This window comes from Cellulomonas timonensis, assembly GCF_900046455.1.
GTDB lineage: Bacteria > Actinomycetota > Actinomycetes > Actinomycetales > Cellulomonadaceae > Cellulomonas_A > Cellulomonas_A timonensis.
Genome location: NZ_FCOT01000012.1, coordinates 615,538 through 632,902, shown reverse-complemented (window position 1 = coordinate 632,902; position 17,365 = coordinate 615,538). Strand labels below are relative to the sequence as shown.

At 73.8% G+C, this 17,365-nt stretch carries 15 protein-coding genes; 5 read left to right on the top strand and 10 right to left on the bottom strand.

Annotated elements, in window-relative coordinates:
- Positions 1 to 36 precede the first annotated feature (36 nt).
- Positions 37 to 1,119: a DNA integrity scanning diadenylate cyclase DisA gene (disA, locus tag BN3788_RS11335; RefSeq protein ID WP_066585914.1), complete on the bottom strand. Its 1,083-nt coding sequence runs from the start codon at positions 1,117 to 1,119 to the stop codon at positions 37 to 39.
- Positions 1,120 to 1,208: 89 nt separating this feature from the next.
- Positions 1,209 to 2,666, bottom strand: a complete 1,458-nt coding sequence (gene radA, locus BN3788_RS11330; RefSeq protein ID WP_066585907.1) for a DNA repair protein RadA — start codon at positions 2,664 to 2,666, stop codon at positions 1,209 to 1,211.
- A 73-nt stretch (positions 2,667 to 2,739) separates the two neighbouring features.
- On the opposite strand from radA, the gene BN3788_RS11325 reads away from it, so the two are divergent.
- Positions 2,740 to 3,282, top strand: a complete 543-nt coding sequence (locus BN3788_RS11325) for a potassium channel family protein (RefSeq protein ID WP_066585905.1) — start codon at positions 2,740 to 2,742, stop codon at positions 3,280 to 3,282.
- A gap of 102 nt (positions 3,283 to 3,384) precedes the next feature.
- On the top strand, positions 3,385 to 4,152 hold the full coding sequence (locus tag BN3788_RS11320) for a hypothetical protein (RefSeq protein ID WP_066585902.1): 768 nt from the start codon (positions 3,385 to 3,387) through the stop codon (positions 4,150 to 4,152).
- Between the two features lie 50 nt (positions 4,153 to 4,202).
- Here BN3788_RS11320 and BN3788_RS11315 read toward each other — a convergent pair whose 3' ends face one another.
- The 8 genes from BN3788_RS11315 to BN3788_RS11280 form a co-directional block, all read right to left on the bottom strand.
- The gene (locus tag BN3788_RS11315; protein ID WP_082812819.1) at positions 4,203 to 4,787 is read right to left on the bottom strand and encodes a GtrA family protein; all 585 of its coding nucleotides are present in this window, start codon (positions 4,785 to 4,787) and stop codon (positions 4,203 to 4,205) included.
- Positions 4,788 to 4,966: 179 nt separating this feature from the next.
- A complete protein-coding gene (locus BN3788_RS11310; RefSeq protein WP_066585898.1) occupies positions 4,967 to 5,572 on the bottom strand; it encodes a response regulator transcription factor in 606 nt (201 codons plus the stop codon).
- Positions 5,569 to 6,774, bottom strand: a complete 1,206-nt coding sequence (locus BN3788_RS11305) for a sensor histidine kinase (RefSeq protein WP_066585897.1) — start codon at positions 6,772 to 6,774, stop codon at positions 5,569 to 5,571. Before BN3788_RS11305 ends, BN3788_RS11310 begins: the two co-directional genes overlap by 4 nt.
- 90 nt (positions 6,775 to 6,864) lie before the next feature.
- Positions 6,865 to 8,913 (bottom strand): TOMM precursor leader peptide-binding protein, encoded by a 2,049-nt coding sequence (locus tag BN3788_RS11300; protein WP_159066889.1) that lies wholly within the window; start codon positions 8,911 to 8,913, stop codon positions 6,865 to 6,867.
- A 161-nt stretch (positions 8,914 to 9,074) separates the two neighbouring features.
- Positions 9,075 to 9,266, bottom strand: a complete 192-nt coding sequence (locus tag BN3788_RS19300) for a hypothetical protein (protein WP_066585893.1) — start codon at positions 9,264 to 9,266, stop codon at positions 9,075 to 9,077.
- Positions 9,267 to 9,758: 492 nt separating this feature from the next.
- Positions 9,759 to 10,373: a response regulator gene (locus BN3788_RS11290; RefSeq protein ID WP_066585890.1), complete on the bottom strand. Its 615-nt coding sequence runs from the start codon at positions 10,371 to 10,373 to the stop codon at positions 9,759 to 9,761.
- Between the two features lie 153 nt (positions 10,374 to 10,526).
- Positions 10,527 to 12,107, bottom strand: a complete 1,581-nt coding sequence (locus BN3788_RS11285; RefSeq protein WP_234346614.1) for a sensor histidine kinase — start codon at positions 12,105 to 12,107, stop codon at positions 10,527 to 10,529.
- On the bottom strand, positions 12,104 to 12,850 hold the full coding sequence (locus BN3788_RS11280; protein ID WP_066585881.1) for a response regulator transcription factor: 747 nt from the start codon (positions 12,848 to 12,850) through the stop codon (positions 12,104 to 12,106). The genes BN3788_RS11285 and BN3788_RS11280 overlap by 4 nt, the downstream gene beginning before the upstream one ends.
- 172 nt (positions 12,851 to 13,022) lie before the next feature.
- On the opposite strand from BN3788_RS11280, the gene BN3788_RS19805 reads away from it, so the two are divergent.
- The 3 genes from BN3788_RS19805 (at position 13,023) to topA (ending at position 17,298) form a co-directional block, all read left to right on the top strand.
- Positions 13,023 to 13,415, top strand: a complete 393-nt coding sequence (locus tag BN3788_RS19805) for a hypothetical protein (RefSeq protein WP_234346613.1) — start codon at positions 13,023 to 13,025, stop codon at positions 13,413 to 13,415.
- Between the two features lie 65 nt (positions 13,416 to 13,480).
- On the top strand, positions 13,481 to 14,371 hold the full coding sequence (locus BN3788_RS19800; protein ID WP_234346611.1) for a phosphatase PAP2 family protein: 891 nt from the start codon (positions 13,481 to 13,483) through the stop codon (positions 14,369 to 14,371).
- A gap of 113 nt (positions 14,372 to 14,484) precedes the next feature.
- Positions 14,485 to 17,298 (top strand): type I DNA topoisomerase, encoded by a 2,814-nt coding sequence (gene topA, locus BN3788_RS11265; protein ID WP_066585877.1) that lies wholly within the window; start codon positions 14,485 to 14,487, stop codon positions 17,296 to 17,298.
- Positions 17,299 to 17,365 lie beyond the last annotated feature (67 nt).

Here is a 17,365-nt window from a genome sequence, read left to right as displayed (position 1 = left end):
CAGGTCAGACGTCGCGCTCGAGTCAGACGGCGCTCGTCAGACGTAGCGCTCGAGGATGCTCGACTCGGCGAGCCGGGACAACCCCTCGCGCACGGCGCGGGCGCGCTGCTCGCCGACCCCGTCCACGGCCATGAGGTCCTCGATGCTCGCGGCCAGGAGCTTCTGCAGGCCGCCGAAGTGCTCGACCAGACGGTCGACGATCGCGGCGGGCAGGCGGGGGACCTTGGACAGCAGCCGGTATCCGCGCGGTCCGGCTGCTGCGTCGAGGGCGTCGCCACCGCCGGGCAGCCCGAGCACCCGGGCGAAGTGCGTGATGTCGATGAGCTCGGTGCTGTCGAGCTCGGCGAGGGCCGCCTGCACGGCGCTCGCGTCCCGCTCCTTGCGCGAGGTGTCCACGTAGTCGCGGATGACGAGCTCGCGGTCGGAGCCGATGCCCCCGGTGAGCTCGTCGAGCTGCAGCGACAGGAGCCGCCCGTCGGTGCCCAGCTCGACGACATAGCCGGCGATCTCCTCGGAGATGCGGCGCACCATCTCCAGGCGTTGCACCACGGCGGACACGTCGCGCACGGTGACGAGGTCCTCGATCTCCAGGGCCGAGAGCGTGCCGCTGACCTCGTCGAGTCGCGACTTGTACCGCTCGAGCGTCGCGAGGGCCTGGTTGGCGCGTGACAGGATCGTGTCGGAGTCCTCGAGCACGTGCCGCACGCCGCCCACGTAGAGCGCGACGATCCGCATCGACGCGGACACGGAGATGACGGGGTAGCCGGTCTGCTTGGCGACGCGCTCGGCGGTGCGGTGCCGGGTGCCGGACTCGGTGGTCTCGATGGTGGGGTCCGGCAGCAGCTGGACGGCGGCGCGCAGGATCCGGCGGACGTCGCGGTCGACGATGATCGCGCCGTCCATCTTCGCGAGCTCGCGCAGTCGTGTGGCGGAGAACTCGACGTCCAGCACGAAGCCGCCCGAGCAGATGGACTCGACGGTGCTGTCATGCCCCAGGACGATCAGCGCGCCGGTGCGCCCACGCAGGATGCGCTCGAGTCCGTCACGCAGCTCCCCGCCGGGCGCGACGGCGGCCAGCGTCGAGCGCAGCAGGTCGTCGGGCACAGGAGTCGTCGGCACATCGGTGATCCTACGCGGGGCGCCGTCTCGCGTAGGTGGGACGACTCGCGGTGCGACGTGCTCACTGATGCCGGAGATCGGCGCGGGGATCAGGATCTGCGCTCCCCGGACACGCCGCAGGCGCGGACGGCCTCCGCCAAGTCGCCCGCCTCGAGGATCTCCATCCCGGCTGGCGCCGTCCCCGCCTCCACCGAGCCGGCTGGGACCACGGCGCGGACGAACCCCAGCCGGGCGGCCTCCGCGAGCCGCCGGGTGGTGCCCGTCACGGCGCGGATCTCCCCGGCCAGGCCGACCTCGCCGACAGCCACCAGCCCCCGGGGCAGGGCGATGTTCTCCCGCGAGCTGGCGGTGGCCAGCGCGAGGGCGAGATCGGCGGAGGGCTCGACGACCCGCGCGCCGCCGACGGTGGAGACGTAGACGTCCTGGTCGGCGAGCCGTGCGCCCACTCGTCGTTGCAGCACCGCGAGGACCATCGCGAGCCGGCTCGCGTCGACGCCGCTGGTGGTGCGCCGGGGGTTGGCGAGCATGCTGGGCGCGACGAGCGCCTGCACCTCGGTGGCCAGCGGCCGGCGGCCCTCCAGGGTGACCGTCACGCAGGTGCCCGGCACGTGGTGCAGGGCATTCGACACGAACAGGCCGCTCGGGTCCGTGAGCCCCTCGATGCCCGACTCGGTGAGGTCGAAGCACCCGACCTCGTCGGTGGGGCCATAGCGGTTCTTGGTGGACCGCAGCAGCCGCAGACGCGAATGCCGCTCGCCCTCGAACTGGCACACCACGTCCACCAGGTGCTCCAGCGTGCGGGGCCCGGCCACCGACCCGTCCTTGGTGACGTGCCCCACGAGCACCACGGGCATGTCGCGCTCCTTCGCCACGGCGATCAGGGCGCCGGCGACCTCGCGCACCTGGCTCACCCCGCCCGCGGCGCCCTCGATCGCCGCGGAGGCGATGGTCTGCACGGAGTCGACGACCAGCAGGTCGGGCTGCACCTGCTCGACGTGGCCGAGCACCGTGCCGAGGTCCGTCTCGGCGGCGAGGAGCAGGTGGGGGTCCAGCGCGCCGATCCGCTCCGCGCGCAGCCGCACCTGTCCGGCGGACTCCTCCCCGGTGATGTAGAGCACGCGCCGGCCCCGCGGCGCCGTCCCGTCGGAGGAGGCCTCGCGGCCGGCCTGCGCGGCTCGACTGGCCACGTCCAACAGCAGCGTCGACTTGCCCACGCCCGGCTCGCCGGCGAGCAGCACCACGGCGCCGGGCACCAGGCCGCCGCCCAGCACCCGGTCGAGCTCGTCGACGCCGGTGGGCCGCGCCCTGCTGGCCTCGACATCGATCTCGGCGATCGGGCGGGCCGGGCTGCGGGTGGGTGCGACAGTGGCGGTGCGCGGCGCGCCGCCCCCCGGCCCGACGTCCTCGAGCACCGAGCCCCAGGCCTGGCACTCGCCGCACCGTCCCACCCACTTCGATGTGGTCCACCCGCACTCGCCGCAGCGGTATCCCGCACGCGCGGCGCGGTTGCGGGGCTCGGGGCGCCGGGCGCTGGTCGTCGAGGTCACGCACGCACGCTAACCCCCGCCGCCCACATGCCCTCCGCGCGCGCCCTGGCGGCCGCGAACGGAGGATGGGCGCATGGCAGCAGGTCCGCGGATCCGGGCGCTGGGCCGCTGGACCCACTCAGCGGCGCTGCTCGTGAGCGCGATCGTCGTCTACTACGCGGTGCCGATGACCACGGATGAGAGCACGACCGCGCTAGTGATCCGCCTGTTCGTCTTCGGGGGCGGGATGCTGGCCCTCATCGCGCTGACCGCATTCCAGATCCGCCGCCAGCTCCGGGCCTCCGCGCGTGACACCGGCGAGCGGTTGGCGAACATCATGATCGTGCTCTACGCGGTGGTCGTGTTCTTCTCGCTCACCTACTACGGGCTCGCCACACGCGCCGAGGGGCAGATGGACGGCATCGCGACCCGCACTGACGCGCTCTACTACACGGTGGTCACGCTCGGCACCGTGGGGTACGGGGATGTGCACGCGGTGGGCCAGATGGCCCGGATCGTCACCACCGTGCAGATCTTCTTCGACCTGATCATCGTGGGCCTGCTCGCCTCCGTGGCCACCCAGCAGGTGCAGAAGATGAGCCGCCAGCGCCTGGCGGAGGGCGACGAGAAGCGCTGAGCGCGCCCGTGTCGGTGCGGACTGACGGGCTTCCCCAACCACTAGGGTGCTAGCGACCACGTCCGGGCTGACCCGGACGACATGCAGCAGGGGAGACGTGCCATGAGCGACATCCGGCCGGGCGGCCAGCCCGGACAGCCCGCGGAGCGTCCGTCCGACCCGTCGCTGCTGTGGCCTCAGGGCGTCGACGGCACGGCGGCCCCCGCCCCCGAGCCCGCTGGCGCGGCACACGCCAGCGTCGCCGACGACGGGGCGCGCAAACGCCGGCTGCTGCTCATCGGCGGCATCGCCGCAGGCGTCGTCGTGCTCGGCGGGCTGACCACAGCCCTGCTGCTCAACCGCGACGACGCGCCCCAGCAGGCGACCGACGCCGCCACGGTGTTCCTGCCCTCGCCGACCCCCACCGTCGCGCCCGCGGCCCGCACGGCGGCGACCCCGTTCGCCGCAGTGCTGCCCGTCTCCGTGCTGCAGTACGCGCTGGCCACGTCGGCCAACGACGAGGGATGGCTCGCCGCCGGGGCTATCGAGGCGTACACCGAGGCCTACACCGATGGGGGAGCCGGCGCCGTCACGGTGCAGGCCGGCCAGTGGGAGACGGCCGAAGAGGCCGCCGCCCACGCCCAGAGGCTCGCCGCGGAGCTGCCCGCCGCCGATGCCGCGCCCACAGCCTCCGCTGACTCGACGGCGGCGCCCGTCGCCCTCGCCCCGGAGTCGGGGGACGTCACCGTCGCGGGCGCCGTGGTCGGGACCTACGCCTGGGGCCCAGTGGGCGCCGACGGGGTGGCGGTCTGGTCCAACGGCACGACAGTCTTCCGCGTCACCGGCCCGGCCGAGTCGATCCGCGACTTCTACAGCGCCTACCCGCTCTGATCCCGTCGCGCTCGTAGGTCAGCGGGCCGGCGGCTCAGCGGGTCAGCGGCTCAGCGGGTCGACGGACCGGTGAGGTCCGCGGCGGGCGGCGCCCGGAACACCCAGTGGCGCAGCAGCACGAACCGCACCAGCGTGGCGCCGAGGTTCGCGGCGACCAGCACCGCCAGGTCGACGGTCGCCGAGGCCTGCGGTGAGAACGCGCCGAGCAGCGCGAGGGCGCCCGAGGTCAGCCCCCAGCTCACCCCGAAGATCAGCAGCCCCTGCCCATGCTGCGTCACGGCGTGCGCGCGGCCGCGGACACCGAATGTGACGCGACGGTTCGCGGCGGTGTTCCCGACCGCCGTGACGAACAGGGCCACCACGTTGGCGGCCTGGGCGCCCAGCGGGCTGCGCAGCAGCAGGAAGAGAGTCACGTAGGACGCAGTCATCACGACACCGACCAGCGTGAACCGGAGAAGCTGGCGGGCCAGGGTCGTGCGGCAGGCCGCCCGCAGCGCCGCGCGCGCCGCCCGGGGCGACATGCCACTCGCCGGACGAGGCGGCGTGCCGACGGGAGCAGCGGGCCGCGCGGGGAGCGCGGCGCTCCATCCGATCCCCGTGGACGGCTGTCGGGCCACCAGGGTGGACCCGCGCATGCTCTGACGATGCCCCACCGTGCGTTCAGGCTCCTCGATCGATCCGGGGGCCGACGCGGGCCGCAGCCCGGTCGAAGGTCACCCGAGCCGGGCCATTCGCAGCCCTGCTCCGGCCGCCAGACTCTATCCCTGCCAGATGGGTGGTTTTTTCACGAGCGGCTCGCAGCGCGCTCGGGCCGTCAGAGCCAGCCGTTGTCCTGGGCGATCCGGATGGCGTCTACCCGACCGCGGGCGCCGAGCTTGTCCACGATCGCGGAGAGGTAGTTGCGCACCGTGCCCTCCGACAGGAACAGCCGCTGGGCCGACTCGCGCACTGAGCACCCGCTGGCCACCAGGTCGAGCAACTCCTGCTCCCGAGGGCGCAACGGGTTCGCCCCCAACCGGACGGCCGCTGCCGCGAGGTTCGCGTCGAGCACCTGCCCGCCGGCGGCGACCGTCCGCACCCCATCGACGAGCGCCCGCGCCGAGGCCGTCTTGAGCACGAAACCCTGGGCGCCGGCGTCGAGGGCGGCCTTCACCGAACCCGGCCGCCCGACGCCGGTGAGGATCATGACGCGCACCCGCGGCATCGCGCGCGCGAGCTCGCCCGCCACCGCGATCCCATTGCGCCCGGGCATGTCCAGGTCGAGCAGCGCCACGTCCGGCTGGGTGCGCTCGGCGGCGGCCAGGACGAGGTCGCCGCGTCCCACCTCGGCGACGACCTCGAGGTCGTCCTCCAAGCCCAGCAGGGCGACGAGCGCGGATCGGACGACGTGCATGTCCTCGGCGACGAGCAGGCGGATCACGCGGAGACCTCCTCGGTCAGGGCGGGGTCGTCGGTGGCGGGCATCGAGACCATGAGCGTCCAGGTGCCGTCGGGGCCGGCCGTGGTCGACACCTCGCCCCCCGACGCGGCGACCCGCTCGTGCAGGCCGCGCAGCCCGTTGCCGGCGGGCCGGGCCGTGGCGTCGTGCTGCCCATCGCCGGGCTCCTGGTCCGGCGCGGCGACTCCGTCGTTCTGCACGGTGACGACCACCCGCGCGCCCACGTGCTCGGCGGTGAGCCGGCAGCTGGTGGCCTGGCTGTGCTTGAGCACGTTGGTGACGCCCTCGCGCACCACCCAGGCGAGGGTGTCCCGCACGTGGTCCGGCACGGCGTGCGCGTCGACCCGCACATGGCAGTCGATGCCCGCCTCCTCGAGGAGCTCCAGGCCGACGTCGATCTCGCTCTCGAGTGACAGATTCCGGTAGCCCGTGACGAGGGCTCGCAGGTCGTCGCCGCACTGCACGGCCACTGCGGCGATCTGGTCGAGCTCGTCGACGGTCTCCGCGTCGTAGCCCCGCTCGTGGTAACGGCGCGCGAGCTCGGTCTTGAGCACGATGGCGGCGAGGCCCCGGCCCAGCAGGTCGTGCAGGTCGCGCGACATCCGCAGCCGCTCGCGCAGCACCGCGGTGCTCACGAGCTCCGCCCGGAGCTGGTTGAGCTCGATCGTGATGCCGACGGTCCAGGCCAGCGCCGCCAGCACCGCGGAGGTGAGCAGCACCTGCAACGTGCCGTAGCCGGTGACCGTCGCGGTCTGCCGGAAGACGAGCAGCGACAACGCCAGGTCGAGGGCCACGATGGCCAGGACCACCGGCACGGAGCGCCGCCAGGGCAGCGCCGAGAGGGCGCAGGCCGCGAGGAGCCCCGCGGAGGCGGCCCACGACGGGCCGACGACGAGCACGGGCAGATAGCAGACCGCGGCCAGCGCGGTGAGTGTCCACGGGAGGCTGCCAGCCCGGTGACGGGTGAGGCGCAGCGTGAGGTGGTGGACGACGAGCGCCGCGAGCGGGACCGACAACAGCCACAGCAGGACGGCGGTGGGGCCGCCGACGTGCTCGACGGCGGTGACGGACAGCGCGGGGGCGAGGCTGAGGGCCGCTGCGACCGCGTCGAGGGCTCGGACGGCAGGCCAACGCCGCCACAGGGCGACGCGCGCACGCCAGACAGCCGACAGAGCGGGAACCATGACGACCCCCTCGTTCGTCGACGACCCGCGCGAGAGTCTAGTGACTTGGGCACGCCGCGGACAGGACGTGCGGGCAGGCATCCTGGCACGTCAGACGAAGAGCCAGACGGGATTGGGCTCGAGCGGCCCGGGTGGCGCCCACCCCAGTCTCGCGGGCACGTTGTGCAGGCGCCCGGGCCCGAGCCGCCGGTCGAGGTGGCGTAGTCCGGGAGCCACGACGCGTGCCACCGGGATGCCCGTCTCCGGGCGGGTGACGTCATGCACGAGGACCTCGACCTCGTGCGCGGCGAGCAGGGCCACGAGCGCCCGCACGTCGGCTGCGGCGTCCCCCGACGGGCTCACCTGGGCGGGGCACGGCCGGGCGTCGGCGTGCGGCCGCAGGTAGGGGTGGGTGTCGAGGCGCGCCTCCGCCCAGAACGCCCGCGCCTCGGGCGGAGCCCCTGGCGCGTCGGTGTCGGGGCCCAGCAGCAGCATCTGGTCGAGCTCGCCCAGCGCGCGCCGTGCGGCGCCGGCCTGGTCGAGGTGGGCGCCGAAGCCGAAGACGATCGCCTCGGACGCGGAGCCGACTCGTCGGCTCACCGCCGCCACGACGGGCACGCCGAGGTCATGCGTCAGGTCCAGCAGCCACCACTCGCGTCCCGCAGCGCGCAGCCGGGCATCTGTCTGCGCGCGCAGGACCGGGCCGAGGATCGACGGGTCGAGGGCGGGCCGCCGTGAGCGCGGATACCACCACAGGCTCACCGCATCCCGTTCGACGAGCTCCAGCAGGCCGTGCAGCACCGCCTCCGACCAGGTCGCCGCCGCAGCGCAGCCGTTCGAGTCCGGCGCCCCGATGTCGTGCGGCCCCGAGTGCCCGAACAGCAGCGCCGACGCCGGGGCCCAGCGCACCCTGCCGGTGGTCAGCGACCGGAGTGGCGCCAGGTCGACTTCCTCGTCCGGCCCGAGCAGCCGGGGCGTGGCGCCGTGATGGTCGGCCTGCCCATCGGCGTACAGCAGCCACTCGGCCGGGTCCAGCCCGTCCTCGCCCAGCTCGCGGAGCGTGCCCCGCCGCAGCGGCTCGTCACCGTGCCACGACGTCGAGAAGCGCTCGATGGCCTCGCCGAGCGCCGCCGCATGGGCCTGGGCGGGATCGGCGCCGCGCCCGAGCGCGGTCAGCGTCGTCCACCCGTCACCCGTGCGGACCCGGTGCCGTGCCCGCACGACGTGGCCGCCCGCGCCTGGCTCGGCGTCCTGCAGCTCGACCACGACCAGTTCGAGCACGACGCCGGTGAGGGGGTCGACGTGTGGCGCGCACAGCGCGACGAACTCCGCTGCGCTCCCGGACCGGTACCCGTGGGCGGCGTCGACCGGGGCGGGCGGCAGCGCCGACAGCTCGGATGCGACGAGAGGGCGCTCGGGCGGGACTCCGCACCGTGCGCAGGTGGGGAACCGGGTGAGCCGGTGCCGGGTCGTGGTGATCCGGCGCAGGTCCACCACCGCCAGCTCCCACGCCTCCGCTGAGTTGTCGCCGAGCCGGGCGCCGAGCCGGGCCGCGACGAGGCCTCCGGCGACGTGCTCGGCCGCGCTCGACCAGCCGAGGGGCGCGTCATGGGGCGGCTCGTGGGCGGCGCCGGGCAGCAACGAGCGGGTCAGGCACAGCGGGCAGCCGTGACGGGCGTGCAGCAGCGGCCCGATCTGCACGGTGTGCTGCCCGAGTCCGACCGGCAGCACCCGGGCGCCTGCCGACAGCGCCGCGTCATAGGCGTCCCGGGCGGCGCCGCTGACGAGATCGGAGGTGAGCACGACGTGCACCGGGGCGCCGGCGGCCTGCCGCGGCGCGGCGAGCCCTGCTGCGTTGAGCGCTGCGCGGACGCCGTCACCAGTGGAGCCTCGGGTGTCCCCGGCGATGACGAGTGCCACCGGTGGGGCGCCGGCGGCGTCGTCGGCCTCGGGGGCGCAGCCAGGTTCTTCGAGGTGGATCACGCCGCGGTTGGCGAGCCGCTGCAGGGCGGTCCACCACTCGGCTGCGGTGGCCGTCATCCCGGGGGTCACCGTGGCGAGGACGTCGACCAGCGCGCTGCGCCCGCCACGTGGGTTCAGCGTCGCGAGCAGTGCGCGCTCGGTCGCGGACGTGACGGCGTGATGGCGCCCCTCGCTCACCAGGCGGACCGAGCCTGGGCGCGTCCATGGCTCCGACGGGCCTGGGCCGGGACACAGGACGACCCCGGCGCCATCCGCCAGACTCACGAGCGAGTCGAGTGTCATGCGGACAGGCGCCGGGGTCGTCGCCGCCCCGAGAGAGGTCCTCGTGGCGGGAAGGGTCACTTCGGGGCGAACTCCCCCGGGTGGAAGTGGCCGGGAACGCGGAGCGTGAACCAGTAGAACGACTCGAAGTCCTCCACATGGGCGGCGCCGGTCGCCGGGGCGGCCGTGGGCTCGGCCGTCGGGCCAGCGGCGTCGAGCATGGTGTACAGCTCGTCGAGTGTCGCTTCCGGGCTGATGAGCGTCGTCATGTCGAGCTCCCCTCTCGTGGGCGCCGACGGCGCCTCGGGCCCCCACTGTCCTCGACGGCAGCAGGGCGGGCGTAGTGCGATGCGCACCGAGGAAAGGTGGGTTTCGCCCCTTGTCTCCCATCGCAAAGGGAGCCAATCGGACGCTGGGATGGGGGATGCGCGCGGTGCGCGTGCGTTTCGCACTTTCTCCCGAAAGGGACTTCCGTCCCTGCTCAGGGCCGTTAAGTTGACGGCATGCAGCCGATAGTCAGGGCTCGGACGCCGGGGGACGTCCGGTTCTGACAGCGGGCGCCGCAGCACCGGAGGCCAGGGGGACTGTCAACCACGTGCAGCGGAGGTCGCCGGCAATCGGACGCGCAGGGGGAAGTCGAGGCGGGCGCTCAACGGGGCGCCCGCCTCGACTGCGTCGAGAGGGGACGCGCGCCGGGCGCGGAGCCGGCGCGCACAGGTCGCCGAGGGCGCCACGGGATGAGCCGAGCGGGCCGAACGGGGTCAGACCCAGCCGTTCGCCCGCGCCATGCGCCCCGCCTCGACCGCATCCCGGCCCCCGACCTTGCGCAGCGCGGCGAGCAGGTGGCGCTGCGCCTCGGACTCCGAGATCCCGAGCTGGGCGGCCGCGTCCGCGAGCCCGCAGCCGCAGGCCATGCGGTCCAGCACGGCGGTCTCGGCCTCGTTGAGCGGGCTGTTGCGCAGCCGGCCGGCAGTCGTCTCGAGCTCGGCGCACAGCACGCGCTCCCCGGCGGCGGTGCGCCGGATCGCGTCGATCATCTGCCGGGGCGGCGAGTTCTTCAGCATCATGCTGCCGGCCTTCGCGCTCAGCACCGGCAGCACGGAGGTGGGGCGACCGAGGGTGGTCAGGAGCAGCAGCCGCACCGGCGGGTCCTGGCGGTGCAGGGTGGCGGCGAGTCGCCCGGCGTCGGTGCGGGTGGCGTCGACCAGGTCGAGGTCGAGCACGACGAGGTGCGGGCGCCAGGCAGCGGCCGCGTCGACGACACCGGCACAGGTGTCGACCTCGCCGACGGTGTCGATGTCGTCCTCGGTGTCGAGCAGCGCGGTCAGGGTCTTCCGGACCAGCCTGCTCTCGTCGGCGACGACGACGCGGATCATCAGCAGTGCTCCCCCCGGTGCGGGAGAAGGGCTCCTGCACGAGACGAGTCTCCTGAGCGGGAGGCCCGCGCGGCGAGTCCGTCCCGCACCACCTGGTGATGTGAAACGCACGACTGGCGCCACGACGGGCTCGCGGGGCCCCGGAGGCGCTGCTCAGGCCTCGCCCTGCTCCGGTTCCGCCGCCGTGTCCGGCCCGTGGGTGGGCGGCACGTCGTCGGCGGCCGTCACCGCGGGCAGGGTGACGGTGAACGTGGTCGCGCCGGGCGTGCCGTCGGCGGTGATCGTGCCGCCGTGGGCCAGCACGACGGCGTGCACGATCGCGAGGCCTAGGCCGGTGGAGCCCGTCGCGCGGTTGCGCGAGGAGTCGCCCCGGGTGAACCGCTGGAACAGGCGTGAGCGCAGCGGCTCGGCGATCCCCGGCCCGTCGTCCCGGACGGTGAGGCGGACGTGCCCGGCGTCGGCGTGCACCCCCAGCAGCACAGTGGTGCCGGGGGGCGTGTGCTCGCGCGCGTTGGACAGCAGATTGGCCAGCACCTGGCGCAGTCGGTGCTCGTCGCCGCGCACCACCGGCGGGCTGGAGTCCTCCGTCTCGTCCATGTCGAGCCGCCACACGTGGTCGCGGCTGGCGGCGTGGGCGTCGGCCAGCGCGTCGACGGCCAGCGCCGCCACGTCCACGTCCTGCTGCTCCAGTTCGCGGCCAGCGTCCAGCCGGGCCAGCAGCAGCATGTCCTCCACGAGGGCGGTCATGCGGCGGGACTCCGACTCGACGCGGCTCATGGCGCGCAGCGCGTCGGGCGGCAGCTCGTCGGGCAGGCGGCGGACGAGTTCGGCGTAGCCGCGGATCGACGCGAGCGGGGTGCGCAGCTCATGGCTCGCGTCGGCGACGAACTGCCGCACCTGGGTCTCGGACTCATGCCGTGAGGCCAGCGCCGCCTCGACGTGGCCGAGCATCTGGTTGAGGGCAGAGCCCACCTGGCCGACCTCGGTGGACGGGTCGGTGTCGTCCTCGGGGACGCGCTCAGCGAGCATGACCTCCCCGCGGGACAGCGGCAGCTCGGCCACCCGGGTCGCGGTCGCGGCCATCCGGTTCAGGGGCCGGAGCTCACGGCCCATCAGCCACGACCCGAGGAACCCGGCGATGAGCAGGCCCGCGAGGGCCACGACGACCTCGACGATCACGTAGCTCTCGACGGTGGCCGTCGCGTCGGCGGTGGAGATCCCGGTGGCGACGACGGCGCCGTCGCTCGTGGTGGTCGCGATGACCCGGTAGCCGCCCAGGTCGGGGATCGTCACCGAGGCGGGCTCGCCGTCACGCTCCACGTCGGCCAGGGCGCCGGCCTGCTCGGAGGTCAACGGCCGGAACTCCCCGGAGTCGTCGAAGTACCCGGCGAAGACCATGCCGTCCTGCTCGAAGTAGTTGAGCACGCCGACGTCCTGCTGCCCGGGCAGCCGCAGCGACGGGGGCAGGTGCTCGCCGCCGAACGGGGGGCCGGGCTCCTGGTCCTCGCCGTCGGGCGCCGGGCCGGCGCCCGGGTCGATCCGGTCCGGCGCGCTCGCGGCCCGGGCGCTGGCCGCGACGAGCCGGTTGTCGATCTGGCCCAGCAGCGAGTCCCGCAGCGCCAGCGTCGAGACGACGCCCATCACCGCGGCCACCGCCGCGATCAGCACGAGCAGCACCACGACGAGGCGGCGCCGCAACGTCCAGCGGCGCCGACGCGGGCGGCCCGGCGTCACGGGGCCTCCGCGCCCTCGGCGGGCTTGAGCACGTAGCCGACGCCCCGCAGCGTGTGGATCATCGGGGCGCGCCCCGCGTCGATCTTCCGGCGCAGATAGGAGACGTACAGCTCGACGATGTTCGCCTGCCCGCCGAAGTCGTACTGCCACACCCGGTCGAGGATCTGGGCCTTCGACAGCACCCGGCGAGGGTTGCGCATGAAGTAGCGCAGCAGCTCGAACTCGGTGGCGGTCAGGCGGATCTCGTCGTCGCCGCGCCATACCTCGTGGCTGTCCTCGTCCATGCGCAGGTCGCCGACGGTGAGCACGGCCTCCTCGCGCTCGCTGACCGCGCCGACCCGCCGCAGCAGGGCGCGCAGCCGCGCGACGACCTCCTCGAGGCTGAACGGCTTGGTCACATAGTCGTCGCCGCCCGCCGTGAGGCCGGCGATGCGATCCTCGACGGCGTCCTTCGCGGTGAGGAACAGCACGGGCACGAGCGGGTCCCGGGCGCGGATCCTGCGGAGCACGTCCAGCCCGGACATGTCGGGGAGCATGATGTCGAGCAGGATCACGTCCGGGTCGAACGACTTCGCGAGCTTCAGCGCGGCGTTCCCGGTGAGGGCGTGCTCCACCTGCCAGCCCTCGTAGCGCAGCGCTGTCGACAGCAGCTCCGCGAGCGTCGCCTCGTCATCCACCACGAGCGCGCGGATGGGGGCGCCATCGCGGCGGGTCAACGTGTCGCGGGTCCCCGGGGTGCTCATGACCCCATGGTGCGCGCACTGCCTGTGCTCGGTCTGATCAGTTCCTGTGAGCCTGCTGTGGCTTGCCGCTCCCAGGGGATCCCGCGCGCGCTCCCAGCGGGGGCACAGCAGGTCGCGCCAGGGTCGGCGACAAGCGCGAACACGCGACAGGCCGACGAGAGGGAGCCGAGAGATGACTGCTCAGGCAGAGATGGCCAGGACCGCGACCAGCCCGACGGGCGGCGCCGACGGGTGGATCACCGCGACGGTGCGGCCCGCGGGGGAGCTCGGCCAGGTGGACGCGGACCGCTTGGCGGTGCTGCTCGGGGCCCTGTCGCTCAGCGCGTCCGTCGTCGTGCTGGACCTGGAGGTGGCGCGTCTGCGCGGCAGCCGGTCGGCGGCGGTGGTCGACGCGGCCGCCGAGGCGCTCGAGGCGCGGGGCGGGTGCCTGCTCTGCGTGAACGCCGACGCCGAGTCGCGCGCGTCGCTGGCCTCCGCGGGCGAGCACGCCGTCCTGCTCGCGTCGGGCAGCCCGACCGAGGTCGGTGCACATCGCCCCGTGTCGTCACCTACCGTGGACGGGTGACGAACGCGAGCCCTTCCCGTGCGCTCCCGCGAGCCGCGCGTCCTGTGACGTCTCGGAGGGCGGGGGTGACCGGGCTGGTCGTCGCCGCCCTGTCGGCCGTCGGTGTGTGGCTGTGCTGGCGGGTGTTCGTGGACACGTGGGCGGGCCAGCAGGTCGAGTGGGCCGCGCTGCAGGGCGCGCTGTACGGCCAGGGGCAGCTCTGGCGCGTGGCCGAGCGAGTGCTGGACGTGGTGTCGGTCGGCGCCATCGCCGTCGTGCTGCTGGCCGCGGTGCTGATCGCGCTGGTGCGCCGGCGCTGGTCGCTCGCTGTGCAGGCCGCGGTGCTGATGATCGGCGCGAACGTCACGACGCGGCTGGTCAAGCTCGTGCTGCTGGAACGCCCCGACCTCGGCGTCGAGGGCACATGGGGCAACACCCTGCCCAGCGGGCACACCACCGCCGCGGCCTCGATCTCCGCGGTGCTGCTGCTGGTGGTGCCGAGGCGCATACGCCCCTGGGCGGCGGTGGCCGGAGCCGGGTACACGGCGGCCACGGGCGTCTCGACGCTCGTCGGGCAGTGGCATCGCCCCTCCGACGTGGTCGCGGCGGTGCTGGTGGTCACGGCCTGGACGGCGATCTCGTGCTCGGTGGTGGCGCTGATGCCGAGCACCCGCGACGCCGAGGCGCCGGCCGCGGGGCCGGGGGAGAAGCGGTGGTCCCGGCGGATCACGCTGGGGCTGGTGCTGATCGGGCTCGGCTCCGGGGTGGTGGCGCTCGCGGCACTGCAGACCACGTGGACGCACCGGGTCGCGCTGGACGCCCGGGCCGAGATGCTCACGGCCTACCTGGGAGGCGCCGCGGGCGTGGTCGCGGCCTCCTGCCTGGCGTTCGCCTTGCTGCTCGCGCTGACCCGGGCGTCGACGGCGCCCGCCCGCCAGCCGGCATCCCCAGCATGGGCGCTTGACGAGACGTCGTAGAGTGCCCGAACGACGGAAGCGCACCGCTGGCCCAGGGCCGGCCGGGTGCCTCCGCGCACGGGGGCCAGCTTCGGCGTCCCCCACAACCCAGAACTTCGAGGAAGCAGGAACGTATGTCCGCAGGTCGCAAGCTCGTCATCGTGGAGTCGCCCGCCAAGGCACGCACGATCGCCGGCTACCTCGGCTCCGAGTACGAGGTGGAGGCGAGCGTGGGTCACATCCGTGACCTCCCGCAGCCCAGCGAGCTGCCCGCCGACATGAAGAAGGGGCCCTTCGGCAAGTTCGCCGTCGACGTGGACAACGGCTTCGAGCCGTACTACGTCGTCGACCAGGACAAGAAGAAGAAGGTCGCGGAGCTGAAGCGGCTGCTCAAGGACGCCGACGAGCTCTACCTGGCCACTGATGAGGACCGCGAGGGCGAGGCCATCGCCTGGCACCTGCTGCAGGAGCTCAAGCCGAAGGTCCCGGTCAAGCGGATGGTCTTCCACGAGATCACCCGGGAGGCCATCGAGCGCGCGCTGGAGAACACCCGCGAGCTCGACGAGCGGCTGGTCGACGCGCAGGAGACCCGGCGCATCCTCGACCGGCTGTACGGGTACGAGATCTCGCCGGTGCTGTGGCGCAAGGTCCGCCAGGGCCTGTCCGCGGGCCGCGTGCAGTCCGTCGCGACGCGGCTCGTGGTGGAGCGCGAGCGCGAGCGGATGGCGTTCGTCCCGGCCGAGTACTGGGACGTCACCGGCACGTTCGCCGTCGCGGACGCCGCCGAGCCGGACTTCGGCGCGCGCCTCATGCAGCTCGACGGGCGCCGTGTGGCGTCCGGGCGCGACTTCGACGACCGTGGCGCCCTGAAGTCCAGCGGCCAGGACGGCGCCGTGCAGCTCGGGGAGGCCCTCGCGACCGCGCTGGCCACCGGGCTCGCGGACGCGCAGTTCACCGTGCGCAGCCTCGAGACCAAGCCGTACACCCGCCGCCCCGCGGCGCCGTTCACGACGTCGACCCTGCAGCAGGAGGCGGGCCGCAAGCTCCGCATGGGGTCGCGGCAGGCGATGCGCACCGCGCAGTCGTTGTACGAGAACGGCTACATCACCTATATGCGCACCGACTCGCCCGCGCTGTCGACGCAGGCGATCGACGCCGCGCGCCGGCAGGCCGCCGAGCTGTACGGCGCGGAGTACGTGCCGGACGCGCCGCGCGTCTACACGTCCAAGAGCAAGGGCGCGCAGGAGGCGCACGAGGCCATCCGCCCCGCCGGCGACCACTTCCGCACGCCCGCCCAGGTGGCGCATGAGCTGTCCGGCGACCAGTTCCGCCTGTACGAGCTGATCTGGAAGCGCACCGTCGCCTCGCAGATGGGTGACGCGCGCGGCTCGACGGCCTCCGTCCGCCTGGCCGCGACGGCCTCGATCCCGGCCGACGTGCCGGTGGAGGGCTTCGCGGGGCGCGACGTCGACGCGGTGTTCGGCGCGTCGGGCACTGTCATCACGTTCCGTGGCTTCATGGCCGCATACGAGGAGGGCCGCGACACCGACCGGTACGACGACGCCGACGGCGCCGCCCGCAAGGGTGAGGCCGACGCGCGCCTGCCGCAGATGGCGGAGGGTGACGAGCTCACCGCCAGCGAGCTCGAGGCCGCCGGCCACCGCACCTCCCCGCCGCCGCGCTTCACGGAGGCGAGCCTGGTCAAGGCGCTCGAGGAGCGCGGCATCGGCCGTCCCTCGACGTACGCCGCCACCATCTCCGTGATCCAGGACCGCGGGTATGTGACCAGCCGCGGGCAGGCCTTGGTGCCGAGCTGGCTCGCGTTCGCCGTGACCCGGCTGCTGGAGGAGAACTTCGACCGGCTCGTCGACTACGACTTCACGGCCGGCATGGAGGAGGACCTCGACGCGATCGCGGCCGGCAGCAAGGACCGGGTGGCGTGGCTGACGAAGTTCTACTTCGGTGACGGCGGGCCGCAGTCCGGTGTCGTGACGGCTGTGGGCGAGGACGTGGGGGGCCTGCACGGGCTGGTCGCGAACCTCGGCGACATCGACGCCCGCGAGGTCAACTCGATCGAGATCGGCGACGGGATCACGCTCCGCGTCGGGCGCTACGGCCCGTACCTGGAGGACTCCACGGCGACCGCCGAGGGCGGGGAGCCCAAGCGGGCGTCCGTGCCCGACGACCTGGCCCCCGACGAGCTCACGGTGGCCAAGGCCCATGAGTTGATCGAGACCCAGCCCGAGGGCGACATCGTCCTGGGCGAGGACCCGGTGACCGGCACCACCATCGTCGCGAAGAAGGGCCGGTTCGGCCCGTACGTGACGGAGCTGCTGCCCGAGCCCGAGCTCGACGAGGGCCTGTCCGCCGCGGCGAAGAAGCGGGCGCTGGCCGCCGCGCCGAAGCCCCGCACCGCGTCGCTGCTCAAGTCGATGCAGCTCGCGACGCTCACGCTGGACGACGCGTTGAAGCTGCTGTCGCTGCCGCGCGTGGTTGGCAAGGACCCTGAGACCGGCGAGGAGATCACCGCGCAGAACGGCCGCTACGGCCCGTACCTGAAGAAGGGGACGGACTCGCGGACGCTGCCCACCGAGGAGGCGATGTTCGACATCACCCTCGAGGAGGCGCTGGCGATCTACGCGCAGCCCAAGCGCGGGCGCGGGGCCAGCGCGGCGGCGCCGCTGCGCGAGCTCGGCGAGGACCCGGCCTCGAAGAAGCCCGTGGTGGTCAAGGACGGCCGGTTCGGCGCCTACGTCACGGACGGCGAGGTGAACGCCACGCTCCGCAAGGAGGACGCGGTGGAGACGATCACCCTGGAGCGCGCCGCCGAGCTGCTCGCGGAGAAGCGCGCGAAGGGCCCGGCCAAGAAGCCGGCCCGCAAGCCCGCCGCCCGCAAGGCGCCGGCGAAGAAGGCGCCCGCGAAGAAGGCGTCCTCCTCGAAGGCGTGACGTTCCCCCGTCCGGGTGAGAGGTCACTCGGACGGGGGCTGTACACCCCCGCTGCCCCTGGCTACGT

Excerpts from the sequence above, each read along its gene's own strand:
- BN3788_RS11325 (WP_066585905.1), top strand. The coding sequence starts at position 2,740 with ATGGCAGCAGGTCCGCGGATCCGGGCGCTGGGCCGCTGGACCCACTCA.
- BN3788_RS11320 (WP_066585902.1), top strand. The coding sequence starts at position 3,385 with ATGAGCGACATCCGGCCGGGCGGCCAGCCCGGACAGCCCGCGGAGCGT.
- BN3788_RS11315 (WP_082812819.1), bottom strand. The coding sequence starts at position 4,787 with ATGCGCGGGTCCACCCTGGTGGCCCGACAGCCGTCCACGGGGATCGGA.
- BN3788_RS11305 (WP_066585897.1), bottom strand. The coding sequence starts at position 6,774 with ATGGTTCCCGCTCTGTCGGCTGTCTGGCGTGCGCGCGTCGCCCTGTGG.
- BN3788_RS19300 (WP_066585893.1), bottom strand. The coding sequence starts at position 9,266 with ATGACGACGCTCATCAGCCCGGAAGCGACACTCGACGAGCTGTACACC.
- BN3788_RS11290 (WP_066585890.1), bottom strand. The coding sequence starts at position 10,373 with ATGATCCGCGTCGTCGTCGCCGACGAGAGCAGGCTGGTCCGGAAGACC.
- BN3788_RS11280 (WP_066585881.1), bottom strand. The coding sequence starts at position 12,850 with ATGAGCACCCCGGGGACCCGCGACACGTTGACCCGCCGCGATGGCGCC.
- BN3788_RS19805 (WP_234346613.1), top strand. The coding sequence starts at position 13,023 with ATGACTGCTCAGGCAGAGATGGCCAGGACCGCGACCAGCCCGACGGGC.
- topA (WP_066585877.1), top strand. The coding sequence starts at position 14,485 with ATGTCCGCAGGTCGCAAGCTCGTCATCGTGGAGTCGCCCGCCAAGGCA.